Origin of the sequence: uncultured Paraglaciecola sp., from assembly GCF_913020055.1 — a bacterium.
Lineage (GTDB): Bacteria > Pseudomonadota > Gammaproteobacteria > Enterobacterales > Alteromonadaceae > Paraglaciecola.
On sequence record NZ_CAJWCF010000034.1, the window covers coordinates 18,988 to 40,946 of the forward strand.

General features: G+C 40.4%; 22 protein-coding genes and 1 pseudogene. 19 read left to right on the top strand and 4 right to left on the bottom strand.

The annotated features are described in order from the left end of the window. Positions 1-21: 21 nt before the first annotated feature. From QZ488_RS09300 to QZ488_RS09310, 3 genes are read left to right on the top strand one after another with little or no spacing between them, the layout of a single operon-like run. The gene (locus QZ488_RS09300; protein ID WP_293747890.1) at positions 22-279 is read left to right on the top strand and encodes a YqcC family protein; all 258 of its coding nucleotides are present in this window, start codon (positions 22-24) and stop codon (positions 277-279) included. Between the two features lies 1 nt (position 280). Beyond that, positions 281-1,027: a tRNA pseudouridine(65) synthase TruC gene (truC, locus tag QZ488_RS09305; protein WP_293747892.1), complete on the top strand. Its 747-nt coding sequence runs from the start codon at positions 281-283 to the stop codon at positions 1,025-1,027. A gap of 39 nt (positions 1,028-1,066) precedes the next feature. Then, positions 1,067-1,513 (top strand): flavodoxin domain-containing protein, encoded by a 447-nt coding sequence (locus QZ488_RS09310; protein ID WP_293747894.1) that lies wholly within the window; start codon positions 1,067-1,069, stop codon positions 1,511-1,513. A gap of 59 nt (positions 1,514-1,572) precedes the next feature. Here QZ488_RS09310 and rpsT read toward each other — a convergent pair whose 3' ends face one another. Beyond that, positions 1,573-1,836: a 30S ribosomal protein S20 gene (gene rpsT, locus QZ488_RS09315; RefSeq protein ID WP_293747896.1), complete on the bottom strand. Its 264-nt coding sequence runs from the start codon at positions 1,834-1,836 to the stop codon at positions 1,573-1,575. A gap of 234 nt (positions 1,837-2,070) precedes the next feature. On the opposite strand from rpsT, the gene murJ reads away from it, so the two are divergent. From murJ to ispH, 6 genes are all read left to right on the top strand, one after another. Continuing rightward, positions 2,071-3,642 (top strand): murein biosynthesis integral membrane protein MurJ, encoded by a 1,572-nt coding sequence (murJ, locus tag QZ488_RS09320; RefSeq protein ID WP_293747898.1) that lies wholly within the window; start codon positions 2,071-2,073, stop codon positions 3,640-3,642. A gap of 144 nt (positions 3,643-3,786) precedes the next feature. Then, positions 3,787-4,713 (top strand): bifunctional riboflavin kinase/FAD synthetase, encoded by a 927-nt coding sequence (gene ribF, locus QZ488_RS09325; RefSeq protein WP_293747900.1) that lies wholly within the window; start codon positions 3,787-3,789, stop codon positions 4,711-4,713. 41 nt (positions 4,714-4,754) lie between these two features. Next, positions 4,755-7,571 (top strand): isoleucine--tRNA ligase, encoded by a 2,817-nt coding sequence (gene ileS, locus QZ488_RS09330; RefSeq protein WP_293747902.1) that lies wholly within the window; start codon positions 4,755-4,757, stop codon positions 7,569-7,571. Continuing rightward, positions 7,564-8,058, top strand: coding sequence for a signal peptidase II (gene lspA, locus QZ488_RS09335; RefSeq protein WP_293747904.1), 495 nt, complete (start codon positions 7,564-7,566; stop codon positions 8,056-8,058). Before ileS ends, lspA begins: the two co-directional genes overlap by 8 nt. Beyond that, positions 8,051-8,497 carry an FKBP-type peptidyl-prolyl cis-trans isomerase gene (fkpB, locus tag QZ488_RS09340; RefSeq protein WP_293747906.1) on the top strand — a complete coding sequence of 149 codons (447 nt, stop codon included), beginning with the start codon at positions 8,051-8,053 and terminating at the stop codon, positions 8,495-8,497. The genes lspA and fkpB overlap by 8 nt, the downstream gene beginning before the upstream one ends. A gap of 20 nt (positions 8,498-8,517) precedes the next feature. Then, entirely contained in the window at positions 8,518-9,462 is a 945-nt protein-coding gene (gene ispH, locus QZ488_RS09345; protein WP_293747908.1) for a 4-hydroxy-3-methylbut-2-enyl diphosphate reductase, read from the top strand. A 197-nt stretch (positions 9,463-9,659) separates the two neighbouring features. Here the strand turns inward: ispH and QZ488_RS09350 are convergent, their stop codons facing one another. Then, the gene (locus QZ488_RS09350; RefSeq protein ID WP_293747910.1) at positions 9,660-10,076 is read right to left on the bottom strand and encodes a type IV pilin protein; all 417 of its coding nucleotides are present in this window, start codon (positions 10,074-10,076) and stop codon (positions 9,660-9,662) included. A gap of 103 nt (positions 10,077-10,179) precedes the next feature. On the opposite strand from QZ488_RS09350, the gene QZ488_RS09355 reads away from it, so the two are divergent. The 9 genes from QZ488_RS09355 to QZ488_RS09395 all read left to right on the top strand — a co-directional run bounded on the left by QZ488_RS09355 (position 10,180) and on the right by QZ488_RS09395 (position 19,898). Then, on the top strand, positions 10,180-10,698 hold the full coding sequence (locus QZ488_RS09355) for a GspH/FimT family pseudopilin (protein ID WP_293747912.1): 519 nt from the start codon (positions 10,180-10,182) through the stop codon (positions 10,696-10,698). Next, positions 10,692-11,321 carry a prepilin peptidase dependent protein B gene (locus QZ488_RS09360; protein WP_293747914.1) on the top strand — a complete coding sequence of 210 codons (630 nt, stop codon included), beginning with the start codon at positions 10,692-10,694 and terminating at the stop codon, positions 11,319-11,321. Before QZ488_RS09355 ends, QZ488_RS09360 begins: the two co-directional genes overlap by 7 nt. Further along, positions 11,314-12,441, top strand: a complete 1,128-nt coding sequence (locus tag QZ488_RS09365) for a hypothetical protein (RefSeq protein ID WP_293747916.1) — start codon at positions 11,314-11,316, stop codon at positions 12,439-12,441. The genes QZ488_RS09360 and QZ488_RS09365 overlap by 8 nt, the downstream gene beginning before the upstream one ends. Before the next feature lie 14 nt (positions 12,442-12,455). Next, entirely contained in the window at positions 12,456-13,025 is a 570-nt protein-coding gene (locus QZ488_RS09370) for a prepilin-type N-terminal cleavage/methylation domain-containing protein (RefSeq protein ID WP_293747918.1), read from the top strand. A 238-nt stretch (positions 13,026-13,263) separates the two neighbouring features. Continuing rightward, on the top strand, positions 13,264-13,896 hold the full coding sequence (locus tag QZ488_RS09375; RefSeq protein WP_293747920.1) for a prepilin-type N-terminal cleavage/methylation domain-containing protein: 633 nt from the start codon (positions 13,264-13,266) through the stop codon (positions 13,894-13,896). After that, a complete protein-coding gene (locus QZ488_RS09380) occupies positions 13,893-14,750 on the top strand; it encodes a PilW family protein (protein ID WP_293747922.1) in 858 nt (285 codons plus the stop codon). Before QZ488_RS09375 ends, QZ488_RS09380 begins: the two co-directional genes overlap by 4 nt. Next, positions 14,747-15,328 carry a PilX N-terminal domain-containing pilus assembly protein gene (locus QZ488_RS09385; protein ID WP_293747924.1) on the top strand — a complete coding sequence of 194 codons (582 nt, stop codon included), beginning with the start codon at positions 14,747-14,749 and terminating at the stop codon, positions 15,326-15,328. The genes QZ488_RS09380 and QZ488_RS09385 overlap by 4 nt, the downstream gene beginning before the upstream one ends. 11 nt (positions 15,329-15,339) lie before the next feature. Beyond that, complete coding sequence (locus QZ488_RS09390; RefSeq protein WP_293747926.1) at positions 15,340-19,422, top strand: PilC/PilY family type IV pilus protein; 4,083 nt, start codon at positions 15,340-15,342, stop codon at positions 19,420-19,422. Further along, complete coding sequence (locus QZ488_RS09395) at positions 19,419-19,898, top strand: type IV pilin protein (RefSeq protein ID WP_293747928.1); 480 nt, start codon at positions 19,419-19,421, stop codon at positions 19,896-19,898. Before QZ488_RS09390 ends, QZ488_RS09395 begins: the two co-directional genes overlap by 4 nt. A gap of 11 nt (positions 19,899-19,909) precedes the next feature. Here QZ488_RS09395 and QZ488_RS09400 read toward each other — a convergent pair whose 3' ends face one another. Together QZ488_RS09400 and QZ488_RS09405 are read right to left on the bottom strand one after the other, a co-directional pair. Then, complete coding sequence (locus QZ488_RS09400; protein ID WP_293747930.1) at positions 19,910-20,104, bottom strand: YwbE family protein; 195 nt, start codon at positions 20,102-20,104, stop codon at positions 19,910-19,912. Between the two features lie 8 nt (positions 20,105-20,112). Further along, positions 20,113-20,364, bottom strand: a pseudogene (locus QZ488_RS09405) (endonuclease III); the annotation flags it as partial. 552 nt (positions 20,365-20,916) lie between these two features. Between QZ488_RS09405 and QZ488_RS09410 the strand changes: the two are divergent. Then, positions 20,917-21,606, top strand: a complete 690-nt coding sequence (locus tag QZ488_RS09410) for a PEP-CTERM sorting domain-containing protein (RefSeq protein ID WP_293747932.1) — start codon at positions 20,917-20,919, stop codon at positions 21,604-21,606. Positions 21,607-21,959: the final 353 nt, after the last annotated feature.

The following is a 21,959-nucleotide window of genomic DNA, read 5'->3' on the forward strand; positions in this document are numbered from 1 at the left end:
CAAAACTAGAAGCGTGAAGCGATGTTGTGGTCGAGTCATACTCCTTCACCAAAGGCCTTACTCAGTATGGTGCCTTTTGCCTTTGATTCAATGCCGTTCGAGCAATGGTTACAGTTTATTTTTATACCTAAAATGTCTGATTTAGTCTGTAATCAAAAAGCCTTACCCAATAATCTTCAGTTGCTACCTATGGCCGAACAATGCTTAGACACTGGTGAACATCATCGAGGAGTTATAGAACTTATTAGACAAATTGATTTAGTTTTTGCGGATTATTAACATGTTACTTCCTATTATTTATCAAGATGAATATTTGGTCGCTATTAATAAGCCTTCTGGGCTATTAGTGCATAGGAGCATGTTAGATAAACATGAGACGCAGTTTGCCATGCAGCTAGTGCGGGATCAGATTGGCCAGCATGTGTTTCCTGTGCATCGATTAGATAGACCTACTTCTGGGGTATTAGTGTTTGCTTTGTCTGCTGATATAGCCAGAAAGTTAGGTGAGCAGTTTTTTGCTCAATCAATTCAGAAAACCTATTTGGCCATTGTTCGGGGTCATATTGTAGATGAAGGAGAAATAGATTATGCACTTAAGGAAAAACTCGACAAAATCGCGGATAAATTGGCTAAACAAAATAAGCTAGCGCAAGAAGCCGTCACGCTTTTTAATCGATTGGATAAATTTGAGTTACCCTTTGCTGTAAGCCGGTATCCATCGGCACGGTATTCACTTGTTCAACTTACGCCTAAAACAGGGCGTAAACATCAGCTTAGAAGACATCTAGCTCACATCAATCACCCTATCGTTGGGGATACAGCGCATGGTGATGGAAAACATAATATATTTTTACGCCAAGAATTTAATTTCAATCAACTCGCATTGACTTGCAAATCTATGCTTTTAACGCATCCAATATCGCAAGCTCCATTAGTTTTACGTTGTGAATTGGATAAAAATATCAGTAATTTACTAGAAAAATGGCAAGTTAATCACCATCAATTTAATAAGTTAAATAAATTGTAGCTGTGCAGAGCCTCACTTCACCTAATTAGGACTTTAAATATGAGCAAAATTGGTATTTTTGTTGGATCGGTATATGGCAACGCACAACACGTGGCAGAAGACGTTGAAACGATGTTGGGTGCCCAAGGGCGAGAATCACAAGTTTTTACTGATCCTACTTTGGACGACTTTAAACAGGTTTCCTCTATGATCTTTATTAGTTCTACTACAGGACAGGGTGATATCCCGCCAAATTTAGAATTTTTTATTCAAGATTTGCGCGATCAGTTTCCATTAATGGAACAGAAACCTTTTGCCGTTGCGGGTCTTGGTGATAGCAGTTACGGAGAAACCTATTGTGGTGCTGGAAGACAAATTTTCGAACTGTTAACTGAATTACAAGGCAAACCAATAACAGTACTTCTGGAAATTGATGCTTGTGAGACTCTAGAGCCTGAACTAGAAGTAGTGGCTTGGGCAGAAAAATTGTTGCCTGATTTGATGTGAAGTTTAAATTTTAGACATAAAAAAAGCGCCTAGGGCGCTTTTTTTCAATCAGTACAAATTTAAGCTAAAGCTTTAATTTGTGCTGCAAGACGACTCTTATGACGAGCTGCCTTGTTTTTATGTATCAAACCTTTCGTTGCCATACGGTCAAGTAGAGGTGTTGTTGCAGTGTATGCAGCTTGAGCAGCTTCTTTATCACCAGAGGCGATAGCAGAAAGTACTTTTTTCAAAGATGTACGTGTCATAGAGCGACGGCTAGCGTTATGTTGACGACGCTTCTCCGCTTGTATGGCACGTTTCTTAGCAGACTTGATGTTAGCCAAGTTGGAACTCCCAAAAAATTCTAGTCAAAATTCAAGGGTGCGGATTATGAGGATCAAGTCGCTTTATGTCAATCAGTTTCGTGGATTTTATGGCCAAATAATGGATTCTTTTTACTTTCGTTAAATCAATATCTTGCGTAAGCATAAATTAGTCGGTCAAAGCCTGATTGAATCGATAGACTCTTTGTCAGTTGTTCACGCATAATAACCTTTTTGTTGTTTAGGAAGAAATGGGTGTCAGGAAAGTTATTTAAGTCAGGCATGATTGTTAGCGCCATGACATTTATCTCCCGAATTTTAGGTTTGGTAAGAGATGCGGTTATTGCCAACTTAATGGGGGCCGGTGCCAATGCCGATGTATTTTTGTTCGCCAACAAAATACCTAACTTTTTGCGACGTCTTTTTGCAGAAGGCGCGTTTGCTCAAGCATTTATACCTGTTCTAGCTGATGTCAAACATGAAAACGATGAAGAACACCTAAAACAATTTGTGGCTAAAATTAGTGGTACTTTAGGTGTGATTGTCACCATAGTCACCATCATTGGTGTGATTGGTTCGCCTATACTGGCAGCACTTTTTGGCATGGGCTGGTTTGTTGACTATGTTAATGATCAGCCAGCAGGAGAAAAGTTTGAACTAGCATCTTTAATGCTAAAAATAACGTTTCCTTATTTATTATTTGTCTCTTTGACCGGTCTTGCCGGTGCCATCTTGAATACTCTGAATAAGTTTGCTGTAGCCGCTTTTACTCCCGTACTGCTCAATGTCGCTATCATTAGTTGCGCAATATATTTGGCTCCAAGATTTGAAGAGCCCGCTTTTGCTTTAGCTTGGGGGGTATTCTTGGGTGGACTCTTTCAGTTGCTTTTTTTGCTGCCGTTTTTATTTAAAGCTGGATTATTAGTCAAACCTAAATGGGGATGGTCGGATCCTGATATTGTCAAAGTACGCACCTTGATTATCCCCGCGCTTTTTGGCGTATCTGTTGGTCAACTCAATTTGTTGTTTGATACAGTTATTGCCAGTTTTTTGGGTACAGGGGCGATATCTTGGCTGTATTATTCTGACCGTTTATTGGAATTTCCTCTGGGATTATTTGGTATTGCTATTGCGACCGTTATTCTACCCACTTTGTCACATAATCATGTCTCTAAAGATGATAAGGCGTTTAGCGCTAACATTGATTGGGCTGTGAAAATGGTCTGTATACTTGGCATCCCTGCCGCTACTGGGCTGTTTATGTTGGCGGAGCCTATGTTATTGACTATATTCCAGCGCGGCGAATTTTCGCCTCAAGATGCAACCTATGCTTCTCATAGTTTAATGGCCTATTCATTTGGTCTATTGAGTTTTATGTTGGTTAAAGTATTGGCGCCAGGATTTTATTCTAGACAAGATACTAAAACCCCAGTCAAGTTTGGCATTTGGTGTATGGCTGCGAACATGTTGTTTAATCTTATTTTAGTTTGGCCATTTGATTATGTAGGTTTGGCTATGGCAACCTCTCTCTCTGCCCTAATGAATGCATTGCTACTCTATTGGGGGTTGCATAAACGAGGTGTGTATATCTCTTCAATACAGACAGTTTCTCTTATTATAAAAATTGTATTTTCTAGTGCGCTAATGGGAGTGGTAATTTATGTCTTTAATCCGAAAGCAGCTACATGGATTGATTTGCATCTAGTCGTTAAAATTTTTGAACTGGCTAAATTAATTTTAATAGGGGCAGCGGTGTTTGTTATTAGCCTCTTGGTGTTAGGCGTGAGAAAGAGTACTTTTTCAGCAGCGAAAACTGTAGCAAAATAGTATGCATGAATACATTTAGGGCGCGCCTTAGTTTTAAATAATCAGATTCCTTAAGGTTACTGCTTTCAATCGCTCTGTAGTTAGTTATAATCCGCGCCTTTGATTGATTTTTAGCAAGCCTTTTTGGCGTTTAAAGAGAGTGCAGTGGAACTAATACGTGGCCTACATAATCTTCGTGATAAACATCGAGGTTGTGTTTTAACAATTGGCAAGTTTGACGGGGTGCATTTAGGTCACCAAGCTGTACTTAGTCAAGTCGTTGAAAAAGCTAAGGAATTGGGGCTGCCTTCTACGGTAATGGTGTTCGAGCCACAACCTGAAGAATTGTTTTCCCCCGAGCAAGCGCCTGCTCGATTAAGTTTACTTCGCGATAAATATACTCAATTGAAAGCCTTAGGTGTTGACCGTTTATTGTGCGTGACATTTGATCGTCGGTTTGCTGATTTTAGTGCCACTGATTTTGTTGAAGGGTTGTTAGTCGATAAACTGGGTATTAAATTTTTGGTAGTAGGCGATGACTTTCGTTTTGGTAAAGGCAGGGTGGGTGATTTTTCAACCCTAGTTGAAGAGGGTGAAAAATGTTGTTTTGAGGTGGTAAGCACTCAGAGTTTTCGTTTGAAAAATTGTCGTATTAGCTCAACCGCGGTTCGCGATGCCCTTAGCGATAATGATTTTGCACTTGCCCAACAGATGTTAGGCAGACCCTTTACCATTGCTGGCAAGGTATTGCATGGTGATAAAAGAGGGCGAACGATTGGTTTCCCTACCGCTAATGTTTTATTGAAGCGATGTAAGGCGCCAGTAAATGGTGTGTTTGCAGTCACAGTTATTGTGGCGGGCAGCAGTTATTCAGGTGTCGCGAATATTGGCCATAGGCCCACGGTGAACGGTCAGCGTTCGCAATTAGAAGTTCATCTGTTTGATTTTAGCAGTGATTTATATGGCCAATTTATATCAGTGGCCATAGTCAGCAAAATCAGAGAAGAAATGAAGTTTGATTCTTTTGAGTTACTTCATCAACAAATACAAAAAGATGCACTAGTGGCAAAAACGCTGCTAACAGCCTCTTAATATTTTACTGTAACCATTGACCAATTTGGATTTAACCAGCAATGAGTGATTATAAACATACCTTGAATTTGCCTGAAACTGATTTCCCGATGCGCGGAAACTTAGCGCAACGTGAGCCCAAAATGCTTACACAGTGGACAGAGAAAAAACTCTATCAGCAAATTCGTGAAGCCAAAAAAGGCAATACGCCTTTTATTCTGCATGATGGTCCTCCTTATGCTAATGGTGATATTCATATTGGTCATGCGGTTAACAAAATTCTTAAAGATATCATTGTAAAGTCTAAAACCTTATCTGACTTTGATGCGCCTTATGTGCCTGGTTGGGATTGCCACGGACTGCCGATTGAATTGATGGTTGAGAAAAAAGTCGGAAAACCCGGTAAAAAAGTTACGGCTGCGGAATTTAGACAGAAATGCCGCGAGTATGCCGAAAAACAAATTGCGGGTCAGAAAGCAGACTTTATACGTTTAGGCGTTTTGGGTGAATGGGACAATCCATACAAAACTATGGATTTTAAATCGGAAGCCAATATCATCCGTGAATTGGGCCTTGTTGTTCGCTCTGGTCACCTTGAAAAAGGTTTTAAACCTGTGCATTGGTGTACGGATTGTGGTTCAGCATTAGCTGAAGCTGAAGTGGAATATCAAGACAAAAATTCTCCGTCTATTGATGTACGTTTTAAAGTTGTGAATACCGATGCGGTTGCCGCATGTTTTTCAGCTGAGGTTTCTAGTGATATCTCTGTGGCTATTTGGACAACTACACCTTGGACTTTACCTGCTAACCGTGCGGTATGTATTCATCCTACTTTAGAATACAGTTTGGTTCAGGTTACTAGCGAGCAAGGTCAAGAGTGCTTAGTCATAGCTACCGACTTGTTAGACGATTGTATGCAGCGTTTTGGTTTTGAAAATTATCAAACTCTGGGTGTATGTAAAGGCCAAGACTTAGAAAACCAAGCGTTACATCATGCGTTTTACGATTTCCAAGTGCCACTAATTTTAGGTGAGCATGTTACCACTGAATCCGGTACTGGCTGTGTGCATACTGCACCTGGTCATGGCGTTGACGATTTTAACGTAGGCAAAAACTACGGTTTAGAAGTGGCAAACCCTGTTGGCGCAAACGGCGTTTATTTAGAGGGCACTGAGTTATTCGCAGGTGAACACGTATTTAAAGCCAATGATCATGTAGTTGAAGTGTTAAAAGAACATGGCGCATTGTTGCATCACCATGTGTATAACCATAGCTACCCACATTGCTGGCGACACAAAACCCCTATTATTTTCCGTGCGACCCCTCAGTGGTTTATCAGCATGGATAAAAATGGATTACGTGAAGCATCGATAAAAGAAATCCATAAGACTCAGTGGATCCCTGAATGGGGCGAAAGCCGCATTGAAACTATGGTCGCAGGAAGACCTGATTGGTGTATTTCACGCCAGCGCACATGGGGCGTGCCTATCGCTTTATTTGTGCATAAAGACACTGGTGATTTGCACCCGCGCACCGATGAATTATTGGAACAAGTGGCCAAGCTGGTGGAACAAAAAGGTATTCAAGCTTGGTGGGATATTGATCCTGAAACACTACTAGGAGACGATGCCCAGACTTTCGTTAAAGTGCCAGATACATTGGATGTGTGGTTTGACTCAGGCGTAAGCCATTATTTTGTAGTTGATCAACGTGACGATATTCCGGCATCAGCAGATTTGTATTTAGAAGGCTCTGATCAACACCGTGGTTGGTTTATGTCATCATTAATGACATCTGTTGCCACTAAAGGGCATGCACCTTACAAACAAGTCCTGACCCATGGTTTTACGGTAGATGGTGAAGGTAAAAAAATGTCTAAATCCTTAGGTAACACTATTGCTCCTCAGCATGTTACTGGCAAACTTGGTGCGGATATTTTACGCCTTTGGGTCGCTTCTACCGACTATCGCAGTGAAATTGCAGTATCAGATGAAATCCTGAATCGTTCTGCCGATGCATATCGACGTATTCGTAATACCGCGCGTTTTTTATTAGCCAACTTAAATGGTTTTGATCCTAGCAAAGATTTAGTTGCCATCGACGATATGGTGGAATTAGACCAATGGGTCATGGGGCGTGCTCATAGCATTCAACAAGAAATCATTGAAGCGTACGAAAAATACGACATGTTAGTGGTATCCCAAAAGTTGATGCAATTCTGTTCGATTGAGTTAGGCAGCTTTTATTTGGATATCGTTAAAGATAGGCAATATACCGCCAAAGGAGACAGCCTTGCTCGTCGTTCTTGTCAAAGTGCGCTGTATCATATTATCGAAGCATTAGTGCGCTGGATGGCGCCCATAACCAGTTTTACTGCTCAAGAGTTATGGCAAGAAATGCCATGGCAACAAGATGAATTTGTTTTTACTGGTAAATGGTATGACGGTTTAGGTGAAGTGACGCTTTCCGATGATTTTAACAACGACTTTTGGCAACAAGTATTAGCGGTCAAAAATGAAGTGAACCGCTGTATTGAATTGACTCGCAAAGAAGGAAAAATCAAAGGATCATTGCAGGCAGAAGTCACTTTGTATGTAAACAGTGATTTATTTACCTTACTTAGCAAACTTGAAGATGAATTACGTTTTGTCTTGATCACCTCTGCAGCAAACGTTATTGAAAGCAATGATGTACCGGCTGACGCCGTTGTGACGGAAGTACAAGGGCTAGCAGTAGCCGTGTCTGTTTCAACAGAGGAAAAGTGCAGTCGTTGTTGGCATCATCGTAAAGATGTGGGGAATACACCTGCGCATCCTGAACTGTGTGACCGTTGTGTGGATAATGTAGAAGGTGAGGGCGAAAAACGCGCCTATGCTTAAAACTTTCACGCAAACGGGATGGCGCTTTTTATGGATTTCTATATTGGTGTTAGTGGCTGATCAATACACAAAAGCCTTAGTGCTGGAGAATATTGAGCTTTATCAAGCCATCCAAATATTGCCGTTTTTTAATCTGACTCATGTTTATAACTATGGCGCAGCGTTTAGTTTTTTACATGACGCAGGTGGTTGGCAACGCTGGTTTTTTACTATTATTGCTTTTACAGTCAGTGCCTTAGTGCTGTGGTGGTTAAAACAAACCACTAAACAACAAATAATGTTACCGATTGCGTTTAGTCTGATTATTGGTGGCGCCATAGGCAATGCTTATGATCGATTAGTGCATGGTTACGTAATAGATTTTTTAGTGTTGTATTACCAAGACTGGTATTGGCCTGCTTTTAATGTGGCCGATAGCGCCATATGTATAGGCGCGGTTTTATTAATAGTTGATATGTTTAAAAATAAAGAGGGTACAGATGCCTGAGGTGGAGCAAAGCTTGATTAAACAAGGTAGCGAAGTAGTATTACATTTTGACTTAAAGTTAGCCGATGGTTCTGCCGCAGACAGTACTAGAGTGAATAACAAACCAGCAAAATTAGTGATTGGCGATGGTAGCTTAACCCTTAACTTTGAAGATTGTTTATTAGGTCTAAAAACAGGTGATAAAAAGTCATTTACCTTGGAAGCTAACGACGCTTTTGGTATGCCCAATCCTGATAATTTACATCATCTTGAACGTAGTAAATTTAACGCAGAAACGCCCGCCGAAGAAGGTATGATTATTGCCTTTACTCAACCTGATGGCACAGAGCTGCCAGGTATTGTACGGGAAGTGACGGGTGATTCTGTTACCGTGGATTTTAATCATCCATTAGCCGGACAAGTGATTACCTTTGACGTAGAAATATTGTCAGTTAACTAGATAGGTTGTGAGGAACAAATATGCAGATCCATCTTGCTAATCCACGAGGTTTTTGTGCTGGTGTAGACCGTGCGATTACTATTGTTGAGCGTGCTTTAGAAATGTTTCCTGCGCCTATTTTTGTGCGCCATGAAGTCGTACATAATAAATTTGTAGTCGACGGACTCAAAGAGCGCGGCGCGGTATTTGTTGATGAATTATCAGAAGTGCCTGACGACAGTATTGTCATATTTTCCGCACACGGAGTTTCGCAAGCTGTTCGAAAGGAAGCTGATTCCCGTGGTTTAAAAGTGTTTGATGCAACCTGTCCTTTAGTCACCAAAGTGCATATGGAAGTGATGCGTGCCAGCAAAAAAGGTACCGAATGTATCTTAATTGGTCACAATGGGCATCCTGAAGTAGAAGGTACTATGGGCCAATACAACAATGCCAATGGCGGTATATATTTGGTGGAGTCAGTTGAAGACGTAGCCAAGCTATCGGTCAAAGATCCCTCTCAACTTTATTACTGTAGCCAAACCACCTTATCTGTCGATGATACTGCTGATGTGATTGATGCCTTAAGGCTACAATTTCCTGCCATTGAAGGGCCGCGCAAAGATGATATTTGTTATGCCACGCAAAATCGCCAAGACTCAGTCAGAGAGCTGTCTGCTGATTGCGATTTATTGTTAGTGGTAGGTGCCCAGAATAGCTCCAATTCTAATCGACTTAGAGAACTTGCTGAAAAAATTGGCGCCACCGCTTATTTGATAGCGGATGCCGATTGTATTCAACAAGTATGGCTTAAAAACGCAAAAAATATTGGTGTCACAGCCGGTGCATCTGCACCAGAGGTTTTGGTGCAAGGTGTGGTTAGTCGATTGAAAGAGTGGGGCGCCACTAACGCTGTTGAACGAGCTGGCCGGGAAGAGAATATTGAATTCGCCGTACCGAAAGAATTACGGGTTAGGAATCTTTCTTAACGTGCAAATCTAATTAACGTTAGATATTGGTTGTTCGGGCAGTAGGATCGCTGTCAAGTAACCTTCCATAATAGGGTCGCTGCACCTTGTATACAGTTTCATCGAAACTTGTGTAAGGCTTGCAGTGTAGCCAAACTATCATACTGATAAATTAACGGTTGTGTTCAACAGCTTAAGTAATATCAAAACTCTACTATTTAGAAAAAGCAATGAGCGGGTGTTTTATTCATCGACTGATCAATATGTATTGCTAAACATGTGTCGTCGGACGTCTGGCTACCTTTTGCTTTGGCGGTAAGGGTATAAGTTGTAGCGGATACATCCGTAACAATAAAAATATAATACTCGTTAGGTGGCAGGCTGAGCTGTTCAGTTTTTGCGTAGCTAATGTTCTCAATACGGTACGCCTCTTGTTGTAGTTTTAGTCGCAGTAAGTGAGTAATGCCATCTCCTCGTCTAGAGTTTAAAATTTGTTGTTCAAACGACGGAAATACCAGTGTTGCCAGTACTCCTATTATGATAACAACCACCATAAGCTCAATGAGCGTCATACCAAACTCTGCGTAAAGTTCAGCGTTATATCGAATATTTGTTTCCCTCACTTTAACTAGCATAGCCATTCCCTTTTTTATGCGTTTTAAACAAATTGAACTATATTTTAACTTATGGATTTGATTATAGGCGTTTTTTAAATTGGCGCTAAGTAAGGATACTAAGATGCATAATCTTTCTGGACTGACACTTCTAGAGTTACTCATTACAATCTCAATTTTGGTGCTTGTGGTGACGTTAGGCTCACCTGCAATCAACTCAATTCAAAAAAACATGCAATTAAGAGGAGCAGCGCAAAGCAGCTATTTTGCATTTCAGCAGGCTCGAGTAGCAGCGATCACTAAAAATATTGATGTGACTGTAGCGATTCGTTCCGGTAAAAGTTGGTGTGCTGCTTTGAGTGACAACGGTGTATGTGATTGCGCTGTTGAATCTGAATGTACCTTGGATGGGGCAGAATATAAGGTTGATTTTGTTGACTATCGTTTTGTTGAAATAGACAAAGTTACTTTTGGTGCAGACAGTGTTGCTGTATTTGATGCGAATAGAGGTTTAGCAATCGGTCATGCAGGCTCAATTGTTTTCTCCGATGGTGAGAAACAACTTAAATTAATTTTAAGTAATATGGGTCGAGTTAGGCTTTGCTCAATCGACAGTAATATCGGTGGATTCGAGACATGTTAGTTTCGTCTATAAAGCAGCATGGCAATAGTTTGGTAGAGTTGATGATTTCTATGGCTCTTGGACTCGCGTCCATTACTGCCATGGCGTCTCTTGTGGGTCATGGTATCGCGTTAAACTCTAGCCTACTCGCTAAGTCTAGGTTAGATGAAGAAATAAACGCTGTAGTCGCTGTTGTCAGTCACGACCTTAAGCGAGCAGGGTTCTATGCTCTTACTAGTGATATTGTTAAAACCCCTATTACTTCCTCCAACCCTTTTGATGACAGTTTGAGTGTTTCGTCCTATTTAGGCGAGTTGGCGAATAGCTGTATCAATTTTGCTTACGATCGTAATAAAAATGGCGTGTTTGACAGTTCTACTTCAAACGAAAATTATGGCTTTCGTTTGAGGGATTATGCAGTTGAAATTCGTTTGGATGGCGCTGCTTGCAATCAATCCGGTTGGCATGATTTAACTGATCCGAAAATTGTTCAGGTAACGGCTCTTAAATTTACAATTGAAAAAAACACAGTGCAGCAAGTTAAACAAACTCGGGTCAATATTGCGTTGCAAGCACGTTTAAAAAAACATCCAGATATTTCACGGAGCATCAACACTAGTATTTTGATTGAAAATTATGAATAAGCGGCTGACCATTAATTCTTTTGGTCTGCAAAATAAAAAGGGCGCAGCAATATTGTTAACCGTAGTTCTGTTGTTAATTATGGTGACACTCGTCACGCTTTATACAGGCAAAATTCAATTATTTGAACATCAGATTTTAGTGAATACACAAAATCAGGAATGGGCCCAAACATCAGCAAAAGCCGGGGTAAATCGAGGTTTAGCTATGCTTAGTGTAAATAAAGTTTGGCCTGATGAGGAAGTCCTTGGAAATTTAGAAGACAACAGTACTTTTACTCTTTCTGCTAACAGTGAATATTTACCTGGCAGTCGCACACTTGTCACTATCAAAGCTATCGGTAAATCGGCAGATAATCTAGCTAAAGCTACCGTGATTGAGCAGGCATTAGTTTATCCATTACTGCTCAATCAGCCACCGGCACCCTTAATCATCAAACATGGATTTAGTAGCGCTGGTGAGTTTGAAGTGGTTCCTAACCCAAATGGATTAGGTCTCGCGTCACCCCTATCATTGTGGTCAGATACGATTGTCTCTCTATCAGGAACCAATCATCATAGTTGTATTTTAAGTGAGTTTAACGAAGGTAACTGCAGTATTAATACTTATTCTGATCACAGTGAAAAATTGATTGATATAACAGATGGTTCAGCTTCATTTCCAACCGATTTAGTCAGTTATCTATTTAACACACCGTCCTCTGAGTGGACTCAATTAGAGCAACAATCTGACTTTGTATTAACCGATTGTGATGCGTTAGATAATGGTTCATGGGGGGTTATATGGATTGATGGTGACTGCGAAGTGAGTGCCAGCACGCAAATAGGTAGTGACTCTGAGCCTATTATATTAGTTATTTTTGATGGCAACGTGGAATTTCATGATGATGTTGTTATGTATGGTCTTCTGTTTTCATATAAACCAGTCGATTCAATCAAAGTGTTAGATATAGACATGCATACTGATAGTCTGGTGTATGGTGCGGTCATTTCAAACCATCAATTAGGAACAAAAAGTGGATTAACAAGAGTTGTGTTTCTGGCTGATGTCATACAAAAATTACAAGACAGTAAGAGATTGCAGAGAGTGGCTAGAGTACCTGGTAGTTGGCATGACTTTTAGCTGAGGACACATAGATGAATAAAATAAATGGATTTACGCTAATTGAGGTGTCAGTCGCTTCTCTTATCATTATGTTGGGCGTGACTGGCTATGTGACCTTGCAAAGTGAATATGTGGTCGCAGATGCAAAAATTAATTTACGCGGTTTAGCACTGCAATTGGCACAAGAAAAACTAACCGATTTAGCTTTTTTTCAGCAGCTAAGCCATGTAGATGGGATGCAGTCTTACCAAAATATAGCAACCAATTTAGGAGGCAGTATTGTAGCTGGAGAACGAGACATAAAATTGTCTTCTGAATCCAATTTACAAACCTATGATACTCAATGGCAAGTTGAAAATTTATATTATGTAGATACTGGTTTTGATGGCGTTGCTGATAGCTGGGTGAAAGCCGGAGATCCCTTTTTCCCAGTTGATTTACCACGAAATGTCGATCTTAAAAACGTTATTATTGTAGTCACTTGGATTGATATTAATGGTGAAAGTAAACAACTCAAAATGTTTGGCAATATTGCCCCAATTGCGCAAAGCCAAAGTTTCCATGCTAAATATCGCTCACCCAGTTCTAAAGCGATGCCTTAGGTTTCAAAAATACATTTATTTATCCAACATATACTAAACTGTAAGCAATTAAATTAAGTTATAGTTTATTGTTTTTAAAGCTTTTATTGAATTATTCATTGTTTATTAAATCAAAATATATACCTTTACCCCCTTACTAATAACCTAATACTTTGTATTTTTAGCTAACATACTAGTCATAGATTTATCTTGGTTGTTGGTCGAATATCTATGTTTTCCAAATTGAGTGAGAAAAAGCGTGAATAGCAAATCCGAAAAATTTTATACAAATTATCAACAAGGTGTTGGCATGATTGAAGTGCTAGTCACTTTGTTTATTGTTTCTGTAGGGTTACTTGGTGTGGCATATTTACAAATTGTTGGTTCATTCACAAATTCTGAAGCCTTAAGCCGTTCTCAATCCGTGTTGGTCGCTCAACAATTAACAGAGCGTTTAAGAGCAAGCGCTGTATTTTCGCCACTCGGTAAAGGTTTGGTTGTGCATAATGATTATTTTGATGAAGATTTGTATAACTTTTCCGGCATGACATGCGCCTCCGGACTACCACATGCTTGTTATTGTTTAGAACGACCAACGGTAATTCCTAACTGTAATGATAATGTCTGTACTGCTGCTCAACTAGCTGCATTTGATGCCTATGAAGTTTCATGCTCAGCAGTAGCTGCCAATCCTGAAATAGAAATTAGTTTAACCTGTGAATTAGATAATAATGCGGCTGATACAGACGCATGTAGCGTAGGCTCTAAACATATCGTTATTTTAAGTTGGCCAGTAGAAAACTGGCAAAACATTGAACGCACATTGAATGCAGGTTGCAATGTTGGCGAAACAAAACCTCACGATTGTGTGTCTGTGGACGTGACTTTATGAACGCTTACAGGAAACAAGGTGGCTTTAGTCTTATCGAGTTGATGATTTCCCTTGCTCTTGGACTGATTATTTCTGCCGCAGTTGTTCAAGTGATGATCAGTAATAATTCAACCGAACGACTAAATCGGTCAATTGCATCCGCTCAAGAAAACGGCCGTTTTATCATAGCTAGGCTGCGCAACGATTTAATCATGACGGGACGCTACGATATGTTGCAACCAGATCTGAATACAGACGTTGATATCGTGGTTGAGGCCGCTTTTGTGCAGAATAACCCTATTCCAGTGGTGGGTGATTATAGTAATGGGTTAACTAAAGGCGCAATAGAAGGGGCGGGTACAACCAGCGATACTTTGATGGTTGCGCTACAGGCAAGTAAAGATTGCAGGGGCGCGACTCATGGTTATGTCGGCGAAGAGTTTATGGTGGTGAATGAATATTTTTTGGATGGCACTTCTCTTAAATGCCGAGGGTTTGATGGCAGAGTCCTGCGCGGTTTAAAGGCCGTGGTTGATAACGATAGTGCTTACACTTTATTGGACGATGTTGTTAGTTTTCAAGTTCAATACGGCATCACAGATAATATTGCCTCAAAAGACAATTCGGCTAGACCAGTAAAATTTATTGATGCTGATACATTAGGTGCAGAGAAAGCCGCTGGCGCACTTGTCGTAGCGATTAGAATTGCATTATTACTGAAAGCTGACTCTGACATTGTAATCAGTCCCGTTCCTAAGTTTAAACTGCTTAATGAGGAGCCAATCACACCCTCTGAAAAAAGGTTGTATAAGCAGTTTGAAACCACTATCACTTTGCGTAATAGCAAAAATTTCGCTCGAAGTAGAAATATATGAACTATCTATCAAAACAAAGAAATTCAGGAATGGTCATGGTATTTGCCTTGCTGATACTAATGAGTCTTACCATTTTAGGTGTGTCATCAGTATCCAGTAGTTTAATGCAAAGCAAAATGGCGACATCTATGGAGAAGCGTTCTCTTTCATTTGACGCAGCAGAATCTGCAATCGCTGCTGTGATGTTTGAATCCGAAGATGAAGCACTACTAAGCAACGTAGCTTTGGATGACCCTTTGTCTGCCGCCCGAGGTGGTACGCAATTAGACTTAGCTGTTCAAAACTTGAGTTGCTTTGAGAATGTCACATGGACCAATAGAGTGCTGACTAAAGCTGGCTTAAGCACTGGAACCCAACATACAACTGCCGGCAATTATACCGATAAACCTATAGTGAAAAGCTGGTCTCGAGCGGCGTTTGTACGAGAACAACCTTGTGTCGGCTCAAGCAACGTTATCGGTGGTAGTAATATTAGTTGTCATGTCTTTATAGTAAAGGGATGTGGGCAATTAGACGATAGTAATTACGCAGTGGCTAACTCCGTCAATGCCTCAGTTTTTGCGCCTGCAACTCAATAAGTGGTGTTTTCATGAAATATATCAACAAATTTACAGGAATATGGCTGGCGGTCAGTTTGACGCTTTTCAGTAGTGTATCTAGTGCAGATGACTTAGAAATATATCTTGGAGTAGCCGGCAGTGAAGTCACCTATAACCCAAATGTGCTGTTTATTATGGATACGTCAGGCAGTATGACAGGTAAAGATGGTGGTACTGAATCGAGAATGTTAAGGGTGCAAAATGCGCTTAAGGAAACGCTTAATTCAGTTACTAACATTAATGCTGGGTTGATGCGTTTTTCAGATTTTGGTGGGCCCATTTTATATCCTGTTAGGCCGATTGATGATGCTGTTTCTCCTGAAATAATCACTTCAATCTCCGCGGCTACAGATGATGCTTATGAAATTGCATCAAGTGTAAATACTTCTAGTACTACATTGAAACTATCTGAAAATACAAATGCGGTGACTTTAGGTCTTCGTTATCAAGATTTAAACATTCCTCGTGGCGCGGTTATTACTAATGCGTATATTCGTTTCAGTTCAAACGGATTTAATAGTGGAGCGACAAACTTAACCTTTAGTGGAGAGTTAATTGCAGACTCCATTACTTTTAGCAATACGAGTAACAATATATCAGGCAGAACGAAAACGGCTAGCTCAGTGCTGTGGGATACAGATAATGACTGGCCGGTATCGGGTGAAACCTTAGTGTCCCCAGATCTGAGTAGCGTTGTACAAGAAATTGTCGACCAATCTGGATGGTGTGGTGGAAACTCTTTAAACATAATTGTTGATGGTTTAGGTATCAGTACCAGTAGTGCGCGCGTATCCCCAGCATTTGAAGACGGTGAAGGATTAGGCCCTCAACTTGTAGTGGTGTATGACGACACAACAGCCACAGGTTGCGTAAAGGGTAAGTTAAGCTATCAGGTGGACTCGCAAAAAAATAATGCTGAAGAGCGTGGTGATGGATATCAATCAACAGGCAGTGAGTTAACCTTTCGAGACAGCTCAAACAAGTATATTGGTGTCAGATTTAGAAACATAGCCCTTCCGCAAGGTGCAAGTATACTCAATGCCTATTTAGAGTTTACTGCCTATCAAAATAGTACTAGCTCAAGCGCCAGCTTTAATATTGCTGGAGTCGACCAAGATGATCCTAATAGTTTTAGGTCTTATCCACGGTATTTGCTAAGGGACAAGCCAAAAACAGTTTCAGTGCCATGGGTAGGCATTCCTAGATGGTATAAAAACTACACTTATCAAAGTCCGTCTGTGAAAACGATAGTTGAGCAAATTGTGGGACGTCCTGGTTGGGAGTTGGGTAACGAAATGATGTTTGTGTTTTCTGATTTTGTGGGTATTCGAGGCGCCTACACTTACAACGGGAAACCATCAGGGACTGTAAGTTTGGTGGTCGAGTATGAAGGTAGTGCTACACCAGGCAGCACCTCAACAGTACGTGAACATCTAGTCAGTCAAGTTGATGCATTAAGTGCAAGCGGGTATACACCCATAGTGGATACCATGTACGAGGCCGCCAGTTATTATGGTGGACTAGCCGTCGATTATGGTAAAACGCGAGGTCAATCTTCTGTTTCAAGTACCGTACGACGTAACACCAGAGTGAGCCATAGATTGTCTTATGTTGGAAGTGACTCAGTGTTACCTTCAGGTTGTACTGTAGATAACTTGGGCAGCTCGTACTGTATGAATGAAAGCATCCCTGATGGTGCTACCTATATCAGCCCAGTGACAGATAAAGTCTGTCAAACTAACAATCACATCGTTCTATTATCTGATGGTTCAGCTAATAATAATCACAGTGTGACAGAGATTGAGACGTTACTAGGGAAGTCATGTACCGGCTCTGGTGGAGAAAAGTGTGGTGTAGACCTAGCCAAAAACATTGGTGATGGTGACGACTCTAAGATCGATACCCGGGTTTTTACGCACACAATTGGTTTTTCCGCAGGATCATCTGCTAATGCCTTTCTTAACGACTTGGCAATTAACGGTAACGGTGATTTTTATACCGCAGATAATACAGACGATTTAGTTGGTGTGTTTCAGTCCATATTAAAAACTGTAAAAGATGTTAATGCTACTTTTGTCTCGCCAGGTGTGGCTGTTAATCAACTCAATCGACTCACGCATAACGACGAATTGTATTTTGCTTTGTTTAAACCTGCAGAAGGCACTATTTGGCCGGGTAATGTCAAAAGATATAGGTTGGATGGTTCAGATATTCTGGATAAAAATGGCTTGAATGCTGTGGATAGTGTCACCGGCTTCTTTAACGACAGTGCGCACAGTTTTTGGTCTTTATTGGCAGATGGAAATGACGTGCGAGAGGGGGGAACCGCGGGGAAAATGGGCTTGCCTCGTGAAGCTTATGCTTTCGATGGTGTGGGTACCATAATCAAAACAGACAACTTGTTGCATGAAGACAATGTCAGTTTAACCATTGCAGACTTAGCTGTTGGCGCTTTGGCCGACCCAACAGCTGCCCGTGAAGCAGTCATAAAATGGGCGCGTGGTGTTGATGTGAAAGATGATGATGCTGATGGCAGTACATCGGATGCCAGACAAACTATGGGCGATCCCATTCACTCTCAACCGGTAATTGTTAATTATTCTCTAACAGACAGTGCGGTGTTTGTGGCAACCAATCATGGCTTTTTACATTCGTTCGATCCATCAACGGGTGAAGAAAATTTTGCGATTATGCCAAAAGATCTAATGGATAATTTATATGATTTATACCTCGACTCTTCTACTTTTTCCCATATTTACGGATTAGATGGAGACATGGTGCTTAGGACAGTGGGTAGTAATATTTATTTGTATGTTGGTATGCGCCGCGGAGGTAATAACTATTATGCGTTTGATATTACCAATAAAACCAATCCTAGATTGATGTTTAAAATTGATGGCGGTTCTGGAGATTTTGCCAATTTGGGACAAACTTGGTCTAAGCCTACAGTGACAAAAATTAGAGTAGGCGCTGCCAGTAAAAATGTGCTGATATTTGGTGGTGGTTATGACGAAGATCAAGACAGTAAATTGTTAAGAAGTACTGATACTATTGGTAACTCAGTGTTTATTGTCGATGCTGACACTGGCGAATTAATTTGGTCGGCTAGTAGCGCTGACGCTGACTTAATCCTACCTGATATGGGATACAGTATTCCGGCTAGAATTTCAGTCATTGATCGTGAAAATGATGGGTTTGCAGACCATATGTATGTGGCTGATATGGGCGGTCAATTGTTTAGATTGGATATTCACAATGGCGAGTCGGTAGTGGATTTAGTATCTGGTGGCCTTCTTGCTAATTTTGGCGGCGATATTGAAGCAGATAACCGCCGGTTCTATTATGGTCCGGATATATCTGAGATTAGCTTGGGTAGCGATCACTACTATGCTGTAGTACTGGGTTCTGGGTTCCGAGCACATCCATTAAATACAGCTATTAATGACCAGTTCTATATGATTAAGGATGAAGGTGTATTTGCAATTGATGCAGACGGAAATTTTGGTATTCCTAGCAGTCCCTTAGTGTTAACTGATTTGTATGATGCGACTGACCATTTACTGACTTCTCCAAATTCAGCAGCACAAGAATTGGCAATAGAGCAATTTGCAGATTCACAAGGCTGGTACATTAGTCTCAATACCGGGGGGGAAAAGGTACTTGCCTCTCCACTGATCTTGGATTACCAAGTAATATTTACTACCTATTTGCCTGCAACGGCTAGTGATAGTGAGTGTGCACCACCAACTGGAAACAGTCGCGCGTATCTAGTGGAATTAATTAACGGTAACTCTGTAACAGACCTAAATGATGATGGTACACAATTGCATGAGGATCGTTATGCACAATTAAAACAAACGGGTATCGCGCCAGATACTAAAATTTTGATTGAAGATATTATAAAGCCTATTATTTGTTTGGGTACTGAGTGTGCGTCGACTGTCATCGATGTTGATGAAGACGGCAACAAGGTTGCCTGTGGTTCAGCTTTTGAGTGTTTAGCTGAAAATATTCACAGCTATTTTGAACGGGTGCAAAAAAGCAGTTGGAAAACAGAGACAGAGAGACCATGAAAATAACTAACAATGAACAACGTATAAGACAGAAAGGGTTTTCATTAATTGAATTAATGGTAGCTGTTGCAATCATTGGCATTCTTACCAGTATCGCTTATCCGACTTATCAAGGGTTTATTGTTAGCACCAATCGAGGTGCTGCCCAAGCTGATTTGATGAGCCTAGCGGCGGCTATGGAGCGACATAAAGCCGCAAGTTTTAGTTATAAAGCGGCGGCTGATTCGGCGGCCGATACAGGAAAACCTGCCATTTTTCATCAACATTCGCCATCTGCAGAGCTTTACGCTAAGCGTAAATATGATTTGTTTATTAGTGAGGCTAGTGGCAGTGCTTATCTTATTGAGGCTAAGCCTGTAACCGGCATACCTCAAGCAGGAGACGGTAACGTTGCCTTTTATAGTGATGGGAGAAGGGCATGGGATGCGAACAATAATGGCACCTATAGCACCACTGAGTTTTGTTGGAGTTGTTAGACCATCATTTTTTACTGATGAATGTGTTTAACTCTTCCAACTTCACCGCTGTCTAATCTTACTTTGATACCATGGGGATGATTGGGTGAATTGGTGAGGATTTTTTCGACCACACCGACCGTTAAATCACCCGTTCTTTGATCTTGTTTAAGTACGATAGACACTTGGGCACCGATTTTAATATTTGCTCGTTTTGTACCTTCCATAATCACCCCTAATCTTCAGTCTTATCTTTAAATTCACATAAATCTTCAATAATACACGAGCCACATCTTGGCTTTCTGGCAATACAAGTATATCTACCATGCAAAATTAACCAATGGTGTACATCGACTTTAAATTCCGCAGGTACCACTTTTAACAGCTTTTGTTCTACCAGATCAACGTTTTTGCCCATGGCTAGTTTAGTTCTGTTTGAGACTCTAAAAATATGAGTGTCTACGGCTATTGTCGGCCAGCCAAAAGATAATTAAAGTAGACATTGTGGCTGACTCAATTTTTCGGTCTGCTATTTAGCCATAGCCGACCTTAGCTTTTGTTCATCCTTGCTCATATTTACGGCAATACTAACTGAAATATCTTGCTCATTTGTGGTGTGGGTTTAAGCTCAAAGCCGCCTCTCCATTTTAGCTGTTGATAACTAAATCAAGTAAGATATGTTCTACTCATTTATCAACATAAAGGCTTGTTTTGTGGGCTATCACAACTGCCGAAAACTTAAGGCATTTATATGCTAAACCTTATAAATTATGCTATCTTAATCCACTTTTGCTCAAAGCTTATGTAAATTCATAAAACCTTAAATAACTCAATAAAACCAACTGGTGACAAGTCATTTATTGTCAGTTTTTTTTACAGAATGATTTTGTTAATCCTGAAAAAAAGTACAACAGGTTGAAATTAAAGGGTTTTTATTTTTTGGCATGATTTTTGTTATGTTAAAGTATTATGATTAATAATTACTATTTTAATGATTACCTACCAACTGTTATGAAAAGGGATTAAAAAGGAATATCAAATGAAAATAAAAATTTTAAAAACAATTTTAGCTAGTCTAATATTGGCTACAAGTTGTTTTGCTAATGCAGGCCTTATGTTAGTTACTAGTCTTAATCAACAAGATGTAACGCCTGTTTCTGGTAACCAATCTTATACAGGACAGCTAGGAGATGATTTTACCGTAAATCAAGATATATGGATAAATAGTGTTGGAGCATTTGATCATTTAGGTAATGGAACATTTGGTGAATTGTATTGGGAGTTGTTCGATGTATCGTCTGGAAAGCTGCTATACAGTACAACTATTGCTGCTACAGGGACAAGATCTATAGGCTCAGGTATCGAAAGTAACTACGCTTGGTTGGACTTGGATCAATCAATTAAGTTGGACGCCAATACGGTGTATAGCGTAGCGGCCTATGGATTCGATACTACTGATCTCAATTTTAATACATATTTTACTGGAAACCCATTAGATGTCGGTTATAACACAATAGGATTAACAGCTCCAGCAACAGGAAGTGCTAGATGGAGTGGTGCTTTCGGAACCCTTCCTACTACAGCCGGAAACGCTTTAAGCACACAACCTTATCATTTTGGTGCTGCTAACTTTAAATACACTACAGAAGTTCCAGAACCAACTACTCTTGCTATTTTTGCACTAGGCATGATGGGTTTAACTGCACGTAGATTTAAGAAACAAGCTTAATTATGTTTCTAATATTTGGCTCTAAGAACATCAATTGTAATGATTGGTGTTCTTTTGTTTCTGGTGCCTTAACAATTAAAATTAGCCATATTTAGTGGTAAAAGTCTGAAAATATTCGCTTTGATTTAAAATCTCTATGACCGCAATGGTGGCACAGCAGCCCATGATTGCAACTTGGTTTGAGTAGTCTGAACGACCGAGTTTAGCACTAAGAAGTCATACCTATAAGATTACTTTAACGACCGCTTTGGTGGCATTTTTGCCAGTCAGGTTATTCGACAGGCTAATGGAATGGTCGCCTCCCTTCCCAAACTAAAAACGTAATGGCAAAGTAGTGAGGCAGTTTCTCATCA